Genomic DNA, 19572 nt, shown 5'->3' with positions numbered 1-19572 from the left:
ATGCGGGCCCGTCCCGCACAGCGTTTCAGCTGATTTTCAGCCGGGTCACGCCCGTTCTCCTGGTTACCGGCGATCATTCTTTCGGCGCGTGCCCGGCGGTGTTTCGGTCAGGTGTTTCGGTCAGGCGGTGCGGACGAGGAGGCTGACGGGGAAGTCGCGCAGCAACCGCAGGACGTAGGCGACGCCGCCGTCGTGCCGGCGGCCGGTGAACAGGTCGGTCCAACGACCGTCGGGCAGCGGGAGGGTGGTGTCCCGCCAGCCGCCGCCGCGGCGCAGCCCGAGCACCAGCCGGGGCGCCACCGCGATCACCTCCCCGGAGCGGACAAAGGCGACCACGTGCTCGGCCGCCGAGCCTGATGCCCACAGCGGCCGGTAGGTCGCTTCCGCGCCGAACCACTGCGGATGTTCCCGGCGCAGCCTTAACGCACGGGCGACAACCAGCAGTTTCGCCGCGCCGGTGTCGTCGAGCGCGGGTGGCTTGCGGGCGCCTGGATCCGGCCCGAGCTCGGTCAGCAGCTTCGCCCGCTCGCCGAAGTTGACCGGCCGCCGATTGTCCGGGTCGACCAGGGAGGCGTCCCACACTTCCTGGCCCTGATAGACATCGGGCACGCCGGGACAGACCAGCTGGAGAAGCTTCTGGGCGAGGGAGTTCTGGCGCCCGAGCTCCACCAGGGCCGCAACATAGGTTTCCAGGGCGGCCACGTAGTCTCGGTCGTCGAGGACGGCGTCGACGTAGTTCACCAGCGCGGCCTCGTAGCCGGCGTCCGGGTCGGTCCAGGAGGTGTACATCTTGGCCTCGCGGACGGCTTTGAGCAGGTGATCCCGGGCGCGCTCGATCGGCAGCGGCCACGCGCCGACCAGGGTCTGCGCCAGCAGGTAGCAGGCCTCCCGGTCCGGCCAGCCACGTTCGGTGTCCGTGTGCCGCTCGCCCAGGGCGATCAGGCGGCGGGCCAGCTCGCCCCAGCCGTGCGGGTCCTCGGTCAGGACGGCGAGCCTGGCCCGCACGTCCTCCGAGCGCTTGGTGTCGTGGGTGGACAGCGCCGTCATCGTCAGCGGCCACGTCCGTTGGATGATCGCGTTGGCCTCGTGGAACTCGTGCACAGCGCTGTGCGGATGCCCGGCGGGAAAGCCGGGGAAGTCGCCGGGAGCGCCGCCGACCTCGTTGAGGGCGATCATCCGGCCGTAACGGTAGAAGGCGGTGTCCTCGATGCCCTTGGCCATGACGGGCCCGGTGGTCTGTTGGAACCGCACCACGAACTCGGACGGGCCGGCCAGCGCCAGGTTCTCGATGAGATCGATCTCGCTGGACCGCCGCGGCAGGGACTCCCGGGCGCGCTCGCACGCCCCGACCACGTGCGCTCGAGCCTCCAGGGTCGCGGCCCCGCCTGGCCGGATGTAGGCGCGGTAGACCGCGAACGCGGCCAGCACCTCCGCGAGCGCGTCGCGAAGACCGGTACGCGTCAGGTCCGCGCGCCGCCGCCGCGCCTCGGTGAGCGCGAGTGCCGCCAGCCGCTCCAGCTCCGGGCGCAGGACATCCGTGAGCGCGTCCAGCTTCGCCGTGTGGGCGACGGCCGCGAAGTCGGGCGACGAACCGGTGATACCGGTGTACAGCTGGGTGATGGGCCTGGCCGCTGTCGGGTCGATGAACAGCCGGGTGAGCCGGTTGAGTGTGTCGTAGCCGGTGGTGCCGGCGCAGGCCCAGGTGCCGGGCAGGGCCTCGCCCGGTTCGAGGATCTTCTCCACGACCGTCCACACGCCGCCGGTGGCCTCGGACAGCCTGCGCAGGTAGTCCTCGGGATCGGCGAGGCCATCTGGATGGTCGACCCGCAGGCCATCGACGGCGCCGGCGCGCACCTGGTCGAGGATCAGGCGATGGGTCGCGGCGAAGACGGCCGGCTCCTCCTGGCGCAGGCCCACGAGGGTGGTGATGTCGAAGAACCGGCGGTAGTTGAGCTCGGTGCCGGCGACCCGCCAGAAGCACAGCCGGTAGTGCTGCCGGTCGAGGGTGGCGGCTATGTCGCCTGGTGTGGCGGTCCCCTCGGCCACCGGCAGCACGTGGTCGTGATAAACGATCACTGATTCGGCGTCGTCGTTCGTCGCGAGCCTGATCTCCCCGCCCGCGAGGCAGTCCGCCAGCGGCTCACCCAGAATCGGGACGACGACCTTGCCGGGGTTGTCCGGGGAGTCCCAGTCGATGTCGAACCAGGAGGCGTACGGCGACGCCCGGCCCTCCCGCAGCACCGACCACCAGCCGGCGTTCACCGACTCCGGCGCGGCGATCGCCATGTGGTTCGGCACCAGGTCCACCACGAGGCCGAGGCCCGCCTTGCGGCAGGCGGTCACCAGCCGGCGGAAGCCGGCCGGACCGCCGAGCTCGGGGCTGATCTGATCGTGGTTGACGACGTCGTAGCCGTGGGCCGAACCGTCGACCGCTTCAAGCACGGGCGAGCAGTACAGGTGGGTGACCCCGAGGGCGGCCAGGTAGGGCACGATGACAGCCGCGTCGGTGAAGGAGAACTCCATGCTCAGTTGCAGCCGGTAGGTCGAGCCGGGGACCGGCCGGGCGGGCGCCGGGATGCCGCCGTCCCGTGGCTCAGTCGGCACAGCGCAGCACCAGGGCTGACCGGGCGTCGACCTCGATCGGGTCGTTGGCCTTCACGATCCGGCTGGTGGCGCGCGCGTCCGGCGCGGCGCTCTCACGCGTGCCGGCAGCCGCGGTCACGACCGCGGTGGGTACCCGGGTGTCGATGACGATCTCCCAGCTGGTGCCGAAGTTCTCCGGTGGCACGCGGAATCCGAGCGGTTCGAAGTGCGCGTTGAAGAAGAGCAGGAACGACTGGTCGACGACGTTCTCACCACGATGGTTGCGATCGGGTATGCCGTGGCCGTTGAGGAACATCCCCAGGGAGCGCGCCAGGCCGAACTCCCAGTCGGCGTCGGACATCTCGGTGCCATCCGGCAGGAGCCAGACGATGTCCTTGAGCGGCTCCCCGTCCCTGAGCGGCTCCCCGCCGTCCGAGCCGTGCCCCGAGGTACCACCGGAGCCACGAATCGCGTCCCCCTGAAAGAACCGCCGGCGGCGGAACACCGCGTGTTCCCGGCGCAGGGCGGACACGAGCGCGGTGAACTCCACCAGGCTCGCGTTGCGTTCCGCCAGCGACCAGTCCAACCAGGAGATTTCGTTGTCCTGGCAGTAGCCGTTGTTGTTGCCGTGCTGTGTGCGCCCCATCTCGTCACCGGCCACCAGCATGGGTACGCCCTGCGAGAGAAAGAGCGTGGTGAGGAAGTTCCGGACCTGGGCCGCGCGTAGCGCGAGCACGTCCGGATCGTCGGTCGGTCCCTCCGCCCCGCAGTTCCAGGACCGGTTGTCATCCGATCCGTCCCAGTTGTCCTCGCCATTGATTTCATTGTGTTTGCTGTTGTAGGAGACCAGGTCGTTGAGGGTGAAGCCGTCGTGGGCCGTGATGAAATTGATGGAGGCGGAGGGCCGCCGGCCGTCGGATTCATAGAGGTCGCTCGACCCGGTCAGGCGGGAGGCGAACTCGGCGATGCCATGGTCCTGGCCGCGCCAGAAGTCGCGCACGGTGTCACGGTACTTACCGTTCCACTCGGTCCACAGCGGTGGGAAGTTGCCGACCTGGTAACCGCCCGCGCCCAGATCCCAGGGCTCGGCAATCAGTTTGACCTGGGAGACGACCGGATCCTGCTGGACGAGGTCGAAGAAGGAGGACAGCCGGTCAACCTCGTAGAACTCGCGTGCCAGCGTCGCGGCCAGATCGAACCGGAATCCGTCGACGTGCATCTCGGTAACCCAGTAACGGAGCGAGTCCATGATGAGCTGGAGGACATGCGGGTGACGGACCCGCATACTGTTCCCCGTGCCGGTGTAGTCCATATAGTAGCGCGGATCGTCCTCTATCAGCCGATAGTAGGCGGTGTTGTCGATCCCGCGGAAGCAGAGCATGGGACCCATGTGATTGCCCTCGGCCGTGTGGTTGTAGACCACGTCGAGGATTACCTCGATACCGGCGTCGTGCAGGTTCTTCACCATCAGCTTGAACTCCTGGACCTGCTGCCCGGCCCGGGTCGCGGCCGCGTAGGCGTTGTGGGGGGCCAGGAAGGCCAGTGAGTTGTATCCCCAGTAGTTGCGCAGGCCGCGGCTGACCAGATGCTCATCCTGGACGAACTGGTGGACGGGCATGAGCTCCACGGCGGTCACACCGAGCCGATGGTAGTGGTCGATCATGATCGGATGTGCCACGCCGGCATAGGTGCCGCGGTACTCCGCCGGCAGTCCCGGGTGCGCGATCGTGAGGCCGCGCACGTGCGCCTCGTAGATGACGGTCTCGTTGTACGGGGTGCGCGGCGGGCGGTCGTTGTCCCAGTCGAAGAACGGGCTGATGACCACCGACTTCATCATCCGTGAGGCGGAATCGGCGGTGTTCATGCTGTCCGGGTCGCCGAAGTTGTAACCGAACACCGACTGGTCCCAGTCGATCTCGCCGTCAACGGCCTTCGCGTACGGGTCGAGGAGCAGCTTGTGGGGATTGCAACGCAGCCCCCTAGCCGGGTCGTGAGGGCCGTGCACCCGATAGCCGTATCGCTGGCCGGGGCCGATGCTGGGCAGGAACCCGTGGTAGACGAATGCGTCGACTTCCTTCAGCTCGACGCGTGTCTCGGCATCGTCATCGTCGAACAGGCACAGCTCGACCTTCTCGGCGATCTCGGAGAAGATCGCGAAATTGGTCCCGGTGCCGCCATAGGTGGCACCGAGCGGATAGGGGCTGCCCGGCCAGACTTGCAACATACGCACGGAGCCTACGGGTGGTCGGGGATCCAGCGCCGACCGGCGCGGGTCTGGATGAGCCCCACGGGCCGGGTGAGTCCAGGCGGACGGTTTTCTGATCCTGTCAGGCTGGATCGTGCCAGGCCCGATCGTTGCGGGGGGATCAGCCGTACCGTGATGTGATCATATGCGGATTCGGTCCATTCGTGTTGCCGGCCATAAGAGCGACCGGCAACAGGAGAGTAGATCAAGGAATGGGGCTGGGGCGCGTGTATCGCGAGGCGGCGCGGGGAGCCACTTCCGTTGCTGGTCGCGCTACGGCGTGTCCCGGAAGTCGTCGTTCGATCAGGGAGCCCGCGTCCAGGCGGCTCCCGAAACACGCCCTGACCGTGCTCCGGCCATGAGCCCGGCCGCGGCGCGCCGGTGTTGGGACGCGCCCGGTCACTGGACCGGCCGACGGCGTCACGAATCATCCGGATATCGCCCGAATGAACATGGATTGTCTGCCAGGGGGCGGGTATGGACGCGGCGGCAGCCCATGGCACCATCGGTACCGCACGGCGCGGACGATCGTGAGGCGAGGTCGCAGGGGAAGGCGTAACTCGTCGACGGAGGTCTTGCGTGGTCGCAATGTCATCAGCACGAGATCTTGTGTCAGGTCCGGCGTCCTTCAAGGTTCCCGGCATGTTGGCGGTTCTGGCCTGCCCGCCGCCGCTGTGTCCGCACCTGGAGTTCGCCGTGTCCGCCGTGCTGTCCTCGCCGGTGTCGCTGACCTGGAGCGAACAGCCACGGTCCCCGGGCTCGCTCTACGCGGGCCTGGAGTGGCAGGCTCCGTGCGGCACGGCCGGGCGTCTCGCGGGCCAGCTGCGTCGCCTCGGTCATGTCTCCTTCGACGTGGTCGAGGGCCCGTCGCCGGGCTGCGATTCGGAGCGCTACTCCCATACGCCCGAGCTCGGTCTGCACCGCGCGTCGATCGCCGCGAACGGGGACATCGTCGTTGGGGAAGCCGCGCTGCGTGCCCTCATCGAGCGGGGAGAGGGGCGGGAGACCCTCGCCAGAGGGCTGCAGCGCCTGCTGGGCACGGCATGGGACGAGGCCTTGGAGCCGTTCCGGCAGGCAGCCCACGGAGCTCCGGTGACCTGGTTGCGCCGGACGGGCTGACCCGGCTGTTCCCGCCCGGTCCCAGCGTGCGGCCTTGGCCCGCCCGGCGGCGACGAGACGCACCGGCTGGGTTCCGGCTGGACGGACTTTCGTTTATGATCATCGAAATTGATGTGGCGAAGGCCACACCCGATGGGGATCGTCCTAACGGGCACATACCCCACCGGTCGTGCGTTGTGGGTTGCGCACGAGACGTACTCAATTCACGGGAGAATTTCAGTGGCCACCGATTACGACACCCCCCGCACCACCGATGCCGAGGAGGTTTCCGAGCAGAGTCTGGAGGCGCTCAAGGCGCGGCGGGCGGATGCGGCGGCCGACCTCGGAGACGATGTCGACCCGTTCGAGGCCGAACTTGACCTACCCGGCGCGGATCTGTCCGGCGAGGAACTGACGGTCCGCGTCCTGCCCCGCCAGGCGGACGAGTTCACCTGCAAGAGCTGCTTCCTGGTCCACCACCGCAGCCAGCTCGCCGACAGCCGGCGCATGATCTGTGCCGACTGCGCGGCATAAGAGCGACCGGCAACAGGGCTGGCCGGCTCGCGGCGTCCGGGCGGCGCTTCGCGACGCATCCGCCGGGCAGCTGGCATACCCTGACGGGCCTCCCAGATCGGCTTCGCCCAGCCGGCCGGAACCCCGGCTTGCGGCGGCGGCCCGTAAGGCGGGGCCGGTAGGTCATCAATAGCGCCGGATGTATCCGCCGGCGTGTCAGCCGATAGTGATCTATCCGACAGCCGGCCGGTACGGAGCGGGTTCGCCTGGCGGGCCACAGGCGATGCGATCGTGGTTCTGTCGCGTCGCCGACGGCCGGAGTTTTGAGCGGCTCCGGTAACAGGGCTGGCCGGCTCGCGGCGTCCGGGCGGCGCTTCGGGACGCATCCGCCGGGCAGCTGGCATGCCCTGACGGGCTTCCCAGATCGGCTTCGCCCAGCCGGCCAGAACCCCGGCTTGCGGCTGCGACCACGTCACGCGCTGACGGGGACGACGAGCGCGAACGCACCAGGCGGGCTCGGGTGGGCCGGGATGCCGGGCAATGTGATGGGCCTGGGCAATGCCATGGGCCTGGACGCGATGGGCTCGGGCGCGATGGGCTCGGGCGCGGTTGGGCCGCGCCGGGCGCGCTCCGCACCGTCTCCCGCGGGGCGCCGGTGAGATTGTGGGACCGGGCTCGTGGGGCTCTGACGCGATACGGGACGGGCGGCTGGGATACGCTCCTGCGGCAGCATCTACAGCTTGTCGAAGAGCCTTGCGCCGACCGCTTGGTTCGGTCGGATCGGCGCATTCGTGGGAGGCAGGACCTGGTGACCCGATCCTTCGGCCGAACTCGGCCGTTGCCCGCCGATGTCGAGGTGGCGACTGCCCGCGACGTTCCTTCGGCGGGGAGCACGAACCGCGCGAGGAGCGCTGGCCGGCGCTCTGTCCGATCCGGTTCCCCGTGGCGGGCGCTACGACTAGTGACCGGCTTTGCATTTTTGGCACTGCTGGCAACTGCCTGTGACGTACCCAACTTCGGGTTTCCGGATGGGGTGACGGACCTTACGCCGCGCATCCTGAACCTGTGGCAGGGCTCTGTGATCGCGGCGCTTGCCGTGGGTGCGTTCACCTGGGCTTTGATCTTCTATGCGATCATCATGTTCCGCAGGAAGTCGGACGAGCTGCCCCAACAGGTGCGGTACAACCTCCCGGTCGAGATTCTTTACACGGTCGTGCCGCTGGTCATCGTCGCCGGACTGTTCTATTACACCGCCCGCGATGAGATCGAGATCGACAAACTTCCGCCCAACCCGGATGTCACCGTCAATGTGATCGGTTTCCGGTGGAACTGGCAGTTCCGCTACCTCGACACGGGCCAGCACGGCACGATCCCGGTGGAGGTCACCGGCAGGCCCGGCGAGCCCGCGGTGCTGGTGCTCCCGCAGGGCCGCACGATCCGTTTCGTGGAGACCTCCCCGGATGTCATCCACTCCTTCTGGGTGCCCGAGTTCCTGTTCAAGCGGGACGTCGTCCCCGGCCGGATCAACCAGTTCCAGCTCACGATCACCAAGACCGGGACCTTCATCGGTCGTTGCGCGGAACTGTGTGGGGTTGATCATGATCGGATGAACTTCTACGTGAAGGTCGTCCCGGGTGACGAGTACGACCGCTTCATCGCCGAGCGGACCCGGCCGGCCGCGCTGGCGGCGGCCGGGCCGGTCACCCCTGGGGCGACCACGCTGACATCCGCCGGAACTACCACTCCCGGGAGCGGACAGTGACACTGGTGCACGAGCCGCCAGCCGGCCACGTCGAGGACCTGCACGCCAAGCCGCGTACCAACCTGCTCGGTTATCTGCGCACGACGTCGCACAAGGACATCGCCGTGATGTACGGCGTGACGGCGTTCGCGTTCTTCCTCTTCGCCGGGATCATGGCCGAGATGATGCGGGCGGAGCTGGCCAGGCCCGGCCTGCAGTTCCTGTCGAACGAGCAGTTCAACCAGCTGTTCACCATGCACGGCACGCTGATGCTGCTGATGTTCGCCACACCTATGGCGTTCGCGTTCGCGAACTTCCTGATCCCGTTGCAGATCGGCTCGCCGGACGTGGCGTTCCCGCGGCTCAACGCCCTGTCGTTCTGGTTCTTCTTCTTCGGGAGCCTCACCGTCATCGCCGGGTTCCTGACCCCGAACGGTGCGGCGGACTTCGGCTGGTTCGCCTATGCGCCGCTCAACAACGCGGTCTACTCGCCGGGCGCCGGTGCCGATATGTGGATCATGGGCCTGGCGGTGTCGGGTCTGGGCACCATCCTCGGCGCCGTCAACATGATTACGACGATCCTCTGCCTACGCGCCCCGGGCATGACCATGTTCCGGCTACCGATCTTCTGTTGGAACTTCCTCGTCACATCGATCCTGGTTCTGGTCGCCTTCCCGGTGCTCGCCGGTGCGCTGCTGGCGCTGGAAGCCGACCGGCGCCTGGGCGCCCACGTGTTTGACGCGGCCAACGGTGGCGCCATCCTGTGGCAGCATCTGTTCTGGTTCTTCGGCCATCCCGAGGTCTACATCATCGCCCTGCCGTTCTTCGGGATCATCAGTGAGGTACTGCCGGTCTTCTCCCGGAAGCCGCTGTTCGGGTACAAGGGCCTCGTCTTCGCCACGATCGGGATCGGGGCATTGTCGGTAGCGGTGTGGGCGCACCACATGTTCGTCACCGGCGCGGTCCTGCTGCCCTTCTTCGCGTTCCTGTCCTTCCTGATCGCGGTGCCGACCGGCATGAAGTACTTCAACTGGATCGGCACCATGTGGCGGGGCCAGGTCAGCTTCGAGACGCCCATGCTCTTCGCCCTGGGCTTTCTCGTGACCTTCCTGTTCGGTGGTCTGACGGGTGTCCTGCTGGCGAGCCCGCCGATCGACTTCCACGTCAGTGACAGCTACTTCGTGGTCGCCCACTTCCACTACGTGGTGTTCGGCTCGGTGGTCTTCGCCGCATATGCCGGGATCTACTTCTGGTTCCCGAAGGTGACCGGGCGCATGCTCGACGAGAAGCTCGGGAAGGTCCATTTCTGGACGCTGTTCTTCGGCTTCCACCTGACCTTCATGATCCAGCACTGGCTGGGTGTCAAGGGCATGCCGCGACGGGTGGCCGACTACTCGCCGACCGACGGATTCACCACGTACAACACGATTTCCACGGCCGGTGCCTTCCTGCTGGCCACGTCGACCCTGCCGTTCATGTACAACGTCTGGCGTTCCTACAAAAAGGGCGAGCTGGCCGTCGTGGACGACCCCTGGGGCTATGGAAACTCCCTGGAATGGGCGACATCCTGCCCGCCGCCACGGCACAACTTCCGCTCGCTGCCACGCATCCGGTCGGAACGGCCCGCCTTTGACCTGCACTATCCGCAGGCGGCCGGGAAAATCGACTATCACGCCACACCCGAGATCAGGTAGCCGGGCCCGGAAGAAGCTGGAGCGGAGCAGCAGCCATGAAGATCGAGGGCGTCGTCTTCCTCGTGTTCACCGTCTTCTGCACGGTGGTCGACATCGTTTACTGGTTCACCTCGCAGGACCCGACCGGTACGGTCGCGCTCGCGCTGTGCGGCGGCCTCGGCCTGCTCGTTGGCGGGTACCTGCTGTTCACCGCCCGGCGTATCGGGGCCCGGCCGCAGGATCTTCTCGATGCCGAGGTCGCGGACGGTGCCGGCGAGCTCGGTCACTTCACCCCGGGCAGCTACTATCCGTTCTTCATTGCGGCCAGCGCCAGCCTGGTGATTCTCGGCGTCATCTTCGGGGTCTGGCTGGCTCTCATCGGGGTGCTCATGACGTTGCTGTTCGTCGTGTGCCTGCTGTTTGAGAACTTCTGGCACCCACCGGTCCCGGAGGACTGAGCGGTCGGCTGGTGGTGCCCCGGCGGTGCGCGCCGGGGCACCACCAGCCCTCGACCGTGCTGGGCAGCCGGCGGCAGCGCCGGCACCGGCATGGCGGACGCCCTCAGACCGCCGCTTCAGACCGTGGCCGGAGCAATGGCCTGGCTCGTCTGGATCCACCGCCGCAGAGCGGCTTCGGCCGCGCCGGAGTCCAGCGACCATGCGGCGCGGCTGAACTGGCGTCGCAGCTGTTCGGCCACGGGCGTGGTGGTCGTCGGCCCGACCGCGGCGACCAGCGCGGCCGCGGCGGCCAGCAGGACAGCGTCCCGCACCGGCCCAGGACGTCCCGCCAGTAGCTTCCGGGTCACCTCGGCGTTGTAAGCGGCGTCGGCTCCCCGCAGTTCCGCCGGGTCACCGGGGCGGATACCGATGTCCCGGGGATCGAAGGTCTCCATGCGCACCTCGCCGCCCGCGACGACCCACACCGTCGAGGTGGTGGCGGGCGTGAGCTCGTCGAGGCCGTCGTCACCGCGGAACACCAGCCCTCGCGTCCCGCGCGCGGCGAGAACCCCGGCGACGACCGGCGCGAGCCGCGCATCGGCGACGCCGACGGCCTGGGCCGCGGGGCGGCCCGGGTTGCTCAGCGGCCCAAGGATATTGAAAACCGTGGGCACGCCGAGTTCGCGCCTGGTCCCGGCGGTGTGTCGCATGGCCGGGTGGAAGACCGGCGCGAAGCAGAACGTGGCGCCGGCCTTGGCGAGGCAGGCGCTGACACCGGCAGGCGACAGATCGATGACAACGCCGAGTTCGGTCAGCAGATCGGCCGATCCGCAGGCGGATGACGCGGCCCGGTTCCCATGCTTGATCACAGGTATGCCGGACCCCGCGATGACGAGGGCGGCCATGGTCGACACGTTCACCGAATGCGACTGGTCGCCCCCGGTACCGCAGGTGTCCACGGCGCGTTCGCGGACGTCGTCGGGGACCTCCAGCGGCGTCGCGAAGTCGAGCATCGCCCGGAGCAGCCCGCGGACCTCCTCGGGGGTCTCGCCCTTGGCCCGCAGCGCGACCGCGAAACCAGCGATCTGAGCGGGGGAGGCGTTACCGGACATGATCTGGGTCATCGCCCACGCGGTGTCCGCGGCACCCAGGGCCTCGTCCCGCAACAGCATGCCGAGAAGACCGGGCCAGCCCCGCGCGGCCGAGCGCGCCGCGCCAGGCTCCAGGTCCGCGCCCGCATCCGCCGGTGGAACCGGTGCGCCCGTCACCATCTCGCCCGTCTGTCGGTGGGCCCGCAGCATCTGCTCACGGTCACGGTCGGGCTCAGGCGCCCGCGACCGGCGTACCAGCCGCGGGCGAGGAGCCCGGCCGCGCCGCGAGCGAGCGTCGGGCACGCAGCAGGGCGACCACGACCTCGGCGAGTTCGGCGGGGTCCACCGGATGGGTGACCACCGCGTCCGCCTGTGACCAGCTGCCGAGCCAGCGGTCGTCCCGCCGGGCCACCAGCAGGACGGTGGGCGGGCAGTTCGGGATCTCGTTTTTGATCTGTCGGGAGAGCCCCATGCCGCCGGTCGGCGTCGCTTCCGCGTCCAGCACACAGATGTCGGCGTCCCGGTGGTCGACGGCATCGATGAGGGCCGGGCCGTCGGCCACGTCCAGGAACTCGAGCGGCCCGAGCTCGGGGTCAGGCCGCGGGCCGATGGCGAGTCTCACCCGCTCGCGGATGTCGGGCCTGTCCGCGTACACGAGAACCGTACTCATGTGACCGCGAGCCTTTCAGTCGGGTGGTGTGCTGGCTGGGCGCGCCCCGGCGCCCGGTGGCTGATCCACCTGCCGCGCACGCATGCACGACCTGAGCGGCAACCGGACAACTGGGAACCCGCCGGCAGGCTATCCGATGACGCCCGTGGGCGGTGGCTCCGCCTGGTCCGGCCGGGACACCGCCGCTCGTGTCCCGCGGCTGACATCGGCTGACATCGGCGCGCAGGGGAGCGCAGGGGAGCGTTTCGCCAGTTGCGAGGGGACCCTGACTGAGAGATAGTGAGACTCGTTCTCATGCTATGGACGAGTATCGATGTACCTGAATCAGCATCCATACGCTGCGTATCCACGCGCTAGGTCGGGATGTACGGCGTATGGATACATACGGTCGCCAACATCGGATGTGTCATGGCTGGTCAGCAGGATCTTCGCCTCACGCCTCAGCGCCGCGCGGTGCTGGAGGTGCTCCGAACCGCCCATGACCATCCGACGGCGGCGGAGGTCTACGCTCGTGTCCGGGCGGTCGCGCCGGGCATCGGCGCCGCGACCGTTTACCGGGCGCTGGGGCTGCTGGTCAGGGCCGGCTACGCCCTGGAACTCAGCCTCGGTAACGGTGTCGCGGCCCGGTACGACGCGAATGTCGCGCGTCACGACCACGCGGTCTGCGACCGCTGTGGCCGGGCCGTGGATATAGATCTTCCTGTTCCGGCGGAGCTGGTGAACGCGCTGTCGCGGCGTACCGGATTCGCGATCACAGGTTACGACCTGCAATTCCGTGGCCTGTGTCCGGCCTGTCAGACCAACGGTCCGAGATAGGGGCTCCGATATCCAGGGGCCTGGTGCCTGGATCGACAATCAGTATCCCCGGCCGTCGCTCCGGCGCCGGGGCGGACCACGATCGACAAAGGAGATCCACATGCCGCAGCTTGACGGTACGAAGACACACGAGAACCTCAAGGAGGCGTTCGCGGGCGAGAGCCAGGCGAACCGCCGTTACCTGTACTTCGCCCGCCGAGCCGACATCGAGGGCCTGACCGACGCGGCCTCGCTCTTCCGCGACACCGCGGAGGGCGAGACCGGGCACGCCTTCGGTCATCTGGACTTCCTGGCCGCGGTGGGCGACCCCGCGACCGGGGAACCGCTGGGCAAGACCACGGCGAATCTCGCCAGCGCCGTGGCGGGGGAGACCTACGAGTTCACCGCGATGTACCCGGGCTTCGCCAAGACCGCGCGGGACGAGGGCTTCGAGGAGATCGCGGACTGGTTCGCCACGCTCGCGCGGGCCGAGAAGACCCATGCCGGACGTTTCAAGAAGGCGCTCGACGCGGTCGTCGCTGACGAGAAGGCCGAGCAGGAAGCCTGATCTTTCCGTAACAGCCGCCCGGCCAACGGCGGCGCGGTCATCGTGCGCCGCCGGCGGCCGGGCGAACCGTGACCGTCCCCATCAGATCGTCCCCATCAGACGTGTGGGAGTTCCAACGATGGCACTCACTGTCGCTGACATTGTCACTGACCCCGAGGTCTACTCCGCGCGGCGCCAGGACGCCCGCGCCCGGATCCTTCCGGTCCGAGCGGAACGCCGCATCCGGGTCGGGGACATGCTTCTCTTCGAGTTCGAGAATGAGGAAACCCTGCGTTATCAGGTGCAGGAGATGGTCTATACCGAGCGCCTGCGCAGCCTCGCGGACGTCGCGCATGAGATCGAGATCTATTCTCGGCTGCTTCCCGCCAGCCACGTTCTGACCACCACCGTCTTTATCGAGCTTGACGTCGCTGAGACCGTCCGCGCGGAGCTGGCGCGGCTGGCCGGGATCCAGCGCAGCATCCGCCTGGAGATCGGCGGGCTCCCGGTGCCGGCCGAGGAGATCCCGGGTCCGGACGAGGCCCCGGGCGTTCCCACCGCGACTGTCTCCGTGCACATGCTGCGGTTTCCCCTGAGCGACTCCGCTCGTGACGCCTTCCGTGATCCGGCTGTGCTGGTCGAGCTGGTGGTCGATCACCCCGCGTACAACGAGGCGACCCCGGTCACGGGCGCGGCCCGGAAGAGTTTGATCGCGGATCTCACACTGCGTGGCTGAGAGCGCCGGGCGGGCCCGGGGCGTTCCGGTCGCGGGCGCTGTCACCGGCCGCGGGCGCTGTCCCGGGCCGCGAGCCGAGCCAGCCAGGCGTTGTAGGCCGCTTCCCGGGCGAGCAACTCGGAGTCCGGGTCCGGGGCTCGCGGTGCGTCCAGGTTCTTGTCCGGACCGGTGGCGGGCACCGCGGCGGGGGAGATCGCCAGCCGGTCGAGTCGGTCGAGCCGGCGGTCCTCCCGGGCGGCTTCCCGGCCATCGGCTCGTGACCACTGGATGAACAGGGCGACGAACACCACTGCGCCCACCAGTTCGCCCGCGGCCCACATGAGCCCCGCACCGGTCTGCTGGTCGCCCAACAGGCTGGATCCCCAGGTTCGCCCCAGCGAGGCGTACCAGCCTTCGGCGAAGACGTCATTGGTCGTGAACATCGCCAGCGCCCACAGCGCGTGCAGCGGGAACGTCACGAACAGCAGGAGCAGGCGCCCCCAGTAGGGCAGGCGGCCGGGGATGGGGTCAAGCCCGATGACCGGCCAGTAGAACAGGCAGCCGACCAGCAGAAAGTGGATGTGCAGGAGGAGATGCAGCGGCGGGTGCCGCAATGATGACTCGTAGAGACTGGTGAAGTACAATCCGTATAGGCTGACGATGAACACGGTGAAGCCGACCAGCGGGAAGGTCATCACCCGGGCCGCGCGGCTGTGCAACAGCCTCACCAGCAGGCTGCGGGAACGTCGCGGCAGCGCGCGCAGCGCGAGCGTGACCGGCGCCCCGAGCGCGAGCGGTATCGGTGCGACCGTGCCCAGCAGCAGGTGCTGGACGGCGTGTGCGCTGAACAGCGCGGTGTCGTAGGCGGCGATCCCGCCGACGAGCGCGTACCCGACGACAACCAGGCCGGCGAGCCAGGACGCCGTCCGCCACGGGCTCCAGGCGTCGCCGCGATCTGTGAGCCTGCGCACTCCGAGCAGGTACAGCCCGGCCATCGTGGCGATCAGGAGCAGCGGGCCGGGCTCGGGTGAAACGTGCAGGAGCATCCGCCCGACAGTCGGTGGGGGCGGCAGTTGTCCCTGTCCGGAGGCTGCGAACAGGTCTTGCGCAGCTGTTGGGGCAAGCGTGCCGGGACTGGTCACGACTTCCGTCACCTCGCTTGGGCCGGGGCTCGCTCGAGCCCTCGACGGCTCGTAGTCCTACCGAATGTCGAACCTACGGTGGCGCTTGGCGGAACGCGTGCCAGAATGACCGACGTGGCTTCCGCCCCCGTCCTTGAGAAGGCTCCGCCGCCGCACCCCACGGCCAACCGGCCGTCGATGGTTTCCGTGGGAACGATCGTGTGGCTGTCGTCGGAGCTGATGTTCTTCGCGGCCCTGTTCGCGATGTACTACACGATCCGCTCGGTCAACAGCGACAACTGGCCGCCGGTCACCGGCGATCCCGCGGGGTCCGAGATCGGCCCGGTGCACCTGCACGTCGGCTACGCGCTCGTCTTCACGACGATCCTGGTGCTGTCGAGCCTGACCTGCCAGCTGGGCGTCTTCGCCGCGGAACGAGGCGATGTGTACGGCCTGCGTCGTTGGTACCTCATCACGCTGGTCATGGGTGCCGTGTTCGTCGGTGGCCAGGCGTGGGAGTACTTCCACGAGAACGAGTTCTCGATCTCGTCGCATGCCTACGGGTCTGTCTACTACCTCACGACCGGCTTCCACGGGCTGCACGTGATCGGTGGGCTGGTGGCCTTCGTGATCGTCCTGGCCCGGTCGACCTACGGCAGCTTCACCCCTGAGAAGGCGACCTCGGCGATCGTGACGTCGTACTACTGGCACTTCGTCGACGTCGTCTGGATCGGCCTGTACGCGACCATCTACCTCCTCCAGTGAGCGACATGACTGCATCTTTGGGCGCTGCCCGCGCATCCACACACCGGCGTCGGCGTTCCTCCGCTGTCGTCCTTCTGCTGGCGCTCGCGGCCACCGGGGTGCTCTGGACCGCGTTCGCGCCGCGCGGCACGGCCCAGAGCACCCCGGATGCGAACGAGGCCGTACGGCAGGGGCGGGCACTCTACCTCCAGGGCTGTTCAAGCTGCCACGGCTTGAACGCTCAGGGCACTGGTCAGGCTCCGAGCCTCATCGGGGTCGGCGCCGCCGCGGTGGACTTCCAGGTGAGCACCGGCCGGATGCCGCTTGCCGCGCCGGGCGCGCAGGCCAAGCGCAAAGACCCCGTTTACAGCCAGACCCAGATCGACCAGCTGGCCGCCTACGTCGACAGCCTCGGTGGCGGCCCCAAGCAGGCAGTCGTCACCAGGAACGCACTCGATGACGCGGATCTGGCCCAGGGCGGGGAGCTCTACCGGGCCAACTGCGCGCAGTGCCACCAGGCTGTGGGCGCCGGTGCGCCGCTGACATACGGCAAGTACGCGCCCGACCTGAGCAAGGCCACCCCGTCACAGATCATCGAGGCCATGCGGACCGGCCCCGAGTCGATGCCCGTGTTCGGTCCTGGGCAGATCGACGACGCCAACGCCGTGGCGATCGCGAAGTACGTGCGCTTCGTCACTGAGGCGCCGAGCGCCGGTGGTAGCACGCTGGGCAAGTACGGCCCGGTTCCGGAGGGGCTGCTGGCCTGGCTGGCCGGGATCGGTGGCCTGCTCGCGGTGTGCATGTGGATCGGAGCGAGGCAGAAGGTATGAGCAAGCAGGAAGACGGGACGACCGGGCCGGACGTTCCCGCCGAGAGCGGGAGCATCTTCGACCGTGCCAAGCCCGAACCGCGTCAGGGCCACGACGACGGCCCCGAGCGTCTCGGTACCCCGCCGCACCAGACCGATTCGGCCCGGGAGGGCTCAACGGTCCTGCTGGCCGAGCCGGGCGAGCGGAGCGCGGCTGTCCCCCCGGCCCATGCCGAGGAGATCGAGCGCCGGGCCGAGCGCCGGGCCGAGCGGCTGGTGGCGTTCTGGTTCATGGTCTCCATCGTCGGGACGATCGGCTTCGTGGTCACCAACTTCGTCGGTGACAAGCATGCCGAGTACTACACCCCGTGCATGGGCACCGCCCTGGGCCTCGCCATGGGTGGCATCGGGTTCGGGGTCATCCTCTGGGCGAAGCGCCTCATGCCGCATGAGGAGGCCGTCCAGGAGCGTCATCCCTTCGCCTCCTCGGATGCTGAGATCGCCGCCACCGAGGAGACGGTTGCTCTCGGGTTCGCCGACACCGGCCTTGCCCGCCGGCCGTTGCTCCGCCGCACCATGCTGGGCGCGGGCACGGTGCTCGGCGCTCTGCTGGTGGTGCCGTTGCTGAACCTGACCAACCGGAAGCCGGGTGCGCAGCTCAAGCACAGCCACTGGGTGAAGGGCGCCCGGCTGGTGAACGGGGAGGGCAACCCGGTCAGGGTCGGTGACATCGCTATCGGCGGTATCGAGACCGTCTTCCCGGCGGTCCCGGTCACCGAGGCCGACGGCAGCGTCCGCTTCGAGCCCCAGCTGAGCCTGCATGAGAAGGCCGACAGCGTCACCATCCTCATCCGGCTCGCCCCGGGTGAGAACCGGCCGCGGCCCGGACGAGAGAACTGGGCCTACGACGGCCACGTCGCCTATTCCAAGATCTGCACTCATGCGGGCTGCCCGGTCAGCCTCTACGAGGCGCAGACCCATCACCTGCTCTGCCCCTGTCACCAGTCCGTGTTCAACGTCCTGGACGGATGTCGAGCGATCTTCGGTCCGGCCAGCCGGTCCCTGCCACAGCTGGCGATCGGTATTGATGACGACGGGTACTTCATCGCGCGAGACGGCGACTACACCGAGCCCGTCGGTCCCGCCTTCTGGGAGCGTCCATGACCACAGCCCCGCCACCCTCCCTGGTCAAGCGGCCGGGCCCGGTCCGCAAGCTCAACCGGGCTGTCGACGAGCGTTTCGGGTCTCAGGCCGCGCTGCGCCGCAACCTCAACAAGGTGTTCCCCGACCACTGGTCTTTCATGATCGGGGAAATCGCCCTCTACAGCTTCGTCATCCTGGTCCTGACCGGTATCTACCTGACGTTGTTCTTCGACCCGAGCAACGTCGAGATTCCCTACAACGGCTCGTACATCCCGCTGCGCGGCGTCGAGATGAGCCGGGCCTACGCCTCGACCCTCGACATCAGCTTCGACACCCGAGCGGGGCTGGTCTTCCGCCAGATCCACCACTGGGCGGCGCTGCTGTTCGTGGCCTCGATCGTGGTGCACCTGATGCGGGTGTTCTTCACCGGTGCCTTCCGCAAGCCTCGTGAGGTCAACTGGCTGATCGGTGTGGGGCTGCTCGTCCTGGGCATCCTCGAGGGCTTCGCCGGCTACTCACTGCCGGACGACCTGCTGTCGGGCACCGGGCTGCGCATCGCCGCGTCGATCGCCCAGTCGATCCCGGTCATCGGGACCTGGGCGTCGTTCCTGGTCTTCAACGGCGAGTGGCCGGGTGACAGCTTCATCCCCCGGCTGTATGTCATTCACATTCTGCTGGTGCCGGGGATCCTGCTGGCGCTGATCGGCGCCCACCTGGGCATCCTGTGGCACCAGAAGCACACCGACTTCCCCGGGCCGGGCAAGACCGAGCACAACGTGATCGGGCACCGCGTCTTCCCGGTCTTCGCGGTCAAGTCCACCGGGTTCTTCATGCTCGTGTTCGCGATGCTCGCCCTGCTCGGCGGGCTGGCGCAGATCAACCCGATCTGGAGCTTCGGCCCCTACGACCCGGGCAACGTGAGCTCCGCCTCACAGCCCGACTGGTACATCGGCTTCCTTGACGGATCTACCCGGCTGTTCCCGCCGTGGGAGTTCCGTGGCCTTGGGCACACCGTCCCAGCGGTGTTCTGGCCGACCGTTGTGCTGCCGGGGATCCTGTTCACGCTGCTCGCGGTGTACCCCTTCCTGGAGGCGAAGTTCACCGGTGACTCCAGGCCGCACAACCTGCTCCAGCGGCCGCGTGACACCCCGGCCCGCACCGGCTTCGGCGCCATGGCCATCAGCTTCTACCTGGTGTTGTGGGTCTCCGGTGGTAACGACGTCATCGCGAAGACGTTCGACATCTCGCTGAACGCCATGACCTGGGCCGGCCGGATCGGCTGCATCGTCGTCCCGCCGATCGCCTTCACGGTGACGAAGAGGCTGTGTCTCCACCTGCAGGCTCGTGATCGGGAGATCGCCGAGCATGGTATCGAGACCGGGATCATCCACCAGCTTCCCGACGGGGAGTTCGTGGAGAAACATCGTCCGAAGCTGCCCCCGGTGCCCGACCACCGCCGGGTGCCGACCGACCGGGTGGCGTTGCCCGCCGGGGAGAACGGGGATGCCAAGGGTGGTCTTGTCCGGCGCGCGGGCAAGGCGGTGACCGGGTTCTTCGTCGAGGAGGAGGACGCCCAGGGGGCTCCGCCGCGCGAGTCCACCGGTGAATCTCCTGATCAGCCCGCCGGCAGGCACTGAGCGGGACAGTT

At 68.3% G+C, this 19572-nt stretch carries 17 protein-coding genes; 12 read left to right on the top strand and 5 right to left on the bottom strand.

Translation table 11 applies throughout. The features are described 5' to 3' along the window. Positions 1 to 120: 120 nt before the first annotated feature. Both treY and glgX read right to left on the bottom strand, forming a co-directional pair. The gene (gene treY, locus MJ777_RS06645) at positions 121 to 2523 is read right to left on the bottom strand and encodes a malto-oligosyltrehalose synthase (protein ID WP_239308073.1); all 2403 of its coding nucleotides are present in this window, start codon (positions 2521 to 2523) and stop codon (positions 121 to 123) included. 70 nt (positions 2524 to 2593) lie between these two features. Then, a complete protein-coding gene (gene glgX / locus MJ777_RS06640; RefSeq protein ID WP_239374170.1) occupies positions 2594 to 4807 on the bottom strand; it encodes a glycogen debranching protein GlgX in 2214 nt (737 codons plus the stop codon). A 609-nt stretch (positions 4808 to 5416) separates the two neighbouring features. Between glgX and MJ777_RS06635 the strand changes: the two genes are divergently transcribed. The 5 genes from MJ777_RS06635 to MJ777_RS06615 all read left to right on the top strand — a co-directional run bounded on the left by MJ777_RS06635 (position 5417) and on the right by MJ777_RS06615 (position 10311). Further along, positions 5417 to 5947 (top strand): DUF3145 domain-containing protein, encoded by a 531-nt coding sequence (locus MJ777_RS06635; RefSeq protein WP_239379881.1) that lies wholly within the window; start codon positions 5417 to 5419, stop codon positions 5945 to 5947. Between the two features lie 219 nt (positions 5948 to 6166). After that, the gene (locus MJ777_RS06630) at positions 6167 to 6460 is read left to right on the top strand and encodes a DUF4193 domain-containing protein (protein WP_239308028.1); all 294 of its coding nucleotides are present in this window, start codon (positions 6167 to 6169) and stop codon (positions 6458 to 6460) included. A gap of 787 nt (positions 6461 to 7247) precedes the next feature. Next, positions 7248 to 8201 carry a cytochrome c oxidase subunit II gene (gene coxB / locus MJ777_RS06625; protein ID WP_239308030.1) on the top strand — a complete coding sequence of 318 codons (954 nt, stop codon included), beginning with the start codon at positions 7248 to 7250 and terminating at the stop codon, positions 8199 to 8201. After that, entirely contained in the window at positions 8198 to 9874 is a 1677-nt protein-coding gene (ctaD, locus tag MJ777_RS06620) for a cytochrome c oxidase subunit I (protein WP_239308031.1), read from the top strand. The genes coxB and ctaD overlap by 4 nt, the downstream gene beginning before the upstream one ends. Before the next feature lie 35 nt (positions 9875 to 9909). Next, complete coding sequence (locus MJ777_RS06615; RefSeq protein ID WP_239308032.1) at positions 9910 to 10311, top strand: cytochrome c oxidase subunit 4; 402 nt, start codon at positions 9910 to 9912, stop codon at positions 10309 to 10311. A 116-nt stretch (positions 10312 to 10427) separates the two neighbouring features. On the opposite strand, the gene trpD is transcribed toward MJ777_RS06615, so the two are convergent. Both trpD and MJ777_RS06605 read right to left on the bottom strand, forming a co-directional pair. Next, positions 10428 to 11462: an anthranilate phosphoribosyltransferase gene (gene trpD, locus MJ777_RS06610; RefSeq protein WP_239308075.1), complete on the bottom strand. Its 1035-nt coding sequence runs from the start codon at positions 11460 to 11462 to the stop codon at positions 10428 to 10430. 151 nt (positions 11463 to 11613) lie between these two features. Further along, the gene (locus MJ777_RS06605) at positions 11614 to 12051 is read right to left on the bottom strand and encodes a hypothetical protein (protein WP_239308033.1); all 438 of its coding nucleotides are present in this window, start codon (positions 12049 to 12051) and stop codon (positions 11614 to 11616) included. A gap of 408 nt (positions 12052 to 12459) precedes the next feature. Between MJ777_RS06605 and MJ777_RS06600 the strand changes: the two genes are divergently transcribed. From MJ777_RS06600 to MJ777_RS06590, 3 genes are all read left to right on the top strand, one after another. After that, on the top strand, positions 12460 to 12867 hold the full coding sequence (locus MJ777_RS06600; RefSeq protein WP_239308034.1) for a Fur family transcriptional regulator: 408 nt from the start codon (positions 12460 to 12462) through the stop codon (positions 12865 to 12867). 100 nt (positions 12868 to 12967) lie between these two features. Then, entirely contained in the window at positions 12968 to 13414 is a 447-nt protein-coding gene (locus MJ777_RS06595) for a rubrerythrin family protein (protein ID WP_239308035.1), read from the top strand. A 118-nt stretch (positions 13415 to 13532) separates the two neighbouring features. Continuing rightward, a complete protein-coding gene (locus MJ777_RS06590) occupies positions 13533 to 14129 on the top strand; it encodes a DUF3501 family protein (protein ID WP_239308036.1) in 597 nt (198 codons plus the stop codon). A 41-nt stretch (positions 14130 to 14170) separates the two neighbouring features. On the opposite strand, the gene MJ777_RS06585 is transcribed toward MJ777_RS06590, so the two are convergent. After that, complete coding sequence (locus tag MJ777_RS06585) at positions 14171 to 15250, bottom strand: cytochrome c oxidase assembly protein (protein ID WP_239374168.1); 1080 nt, start codon at positions 15248 to 15250, stop codon at positions 14171 to 14173. Between the two features lie 105 nt (positions 15251 to 15355). Between MJ777_RS06585 and MJ777_RS06580 the strand changes: the two genes are divergently transcribed. The 4 genes from MJ777_RS06580 to MJ777_RS06565 are packed head-to-tail and all read left to right on the top strand — an operon-like array spanning position 15356 to position 19561. Then, positions 15356 to 15994: a heme-copper oxidase subunit III gene (locus tag MJ777_RS06580; RefSeq protein WP_370651400.1), complete on the top strand. Its 639-nt coding sequence runs from the start codon at positions 15356 to 15358 to the stop codon at positions 15992 to 15994. 5 nt (positions 15995 to 15999) lie between these two features. Beyond that, positions 16000 to 16803 carry a c-type cytochrome gene (locus tag MJ777_RS06575; protein ID WP_239374165.1) on the top strand — a complete coding sequence of 268 codons (804 nt, stop codon included), beginning with the start codon at positions 16000 to 16002 and terminating at the stop codon, positions 16801 to 16803. Further along, entirely contained in the window at positions 16800 to 17945 is a 1146-nt protein-coding gene (locus MJ777_RS06570) for a ubiquinol-cytochrome c reductase iron-sulfur subunit (RefSeq protein ID WP_239374162.1), read from the top strand. The genes MJ777_RS06575 and MJ777_RS06570 overlap by 4 nt, the downstream gene beginning before the upstream one ends. After that, positions 17942 to 19561, top strand: a complete 1620-nt coding sequence (locus tag MJ777_RS06565) for a cytochrome bc complex cytochrome b subunit (RefSeq protein WP_239374140.1) — start codon at positions 17942 to 17944, stop codon at positions 19559 to 19561. The genes MJ777_RS06570 and MJ777_RS06565 overlap by 4 nt, the downstream gene beginning before the upstream one ends. The last annotated feature ends 11 nt before the right edge of the window (positions 19562 to 19572 follow it).

Source organism: Protofrankia sp. Cj5, assembly GCF_917627405.1.
In the GTDB taxonomy this organism is placed as follows: domain Bacteria; phylum Actinomycetota; class Actinomycetes; order Frankiales; family Frankiaceae; genus Protofrankia.
The sequence above is the reverse complement of the archived record's forward strand: the minus strand, read 5'-3'. Positions and strand labels throughout refer to the sequence as shown.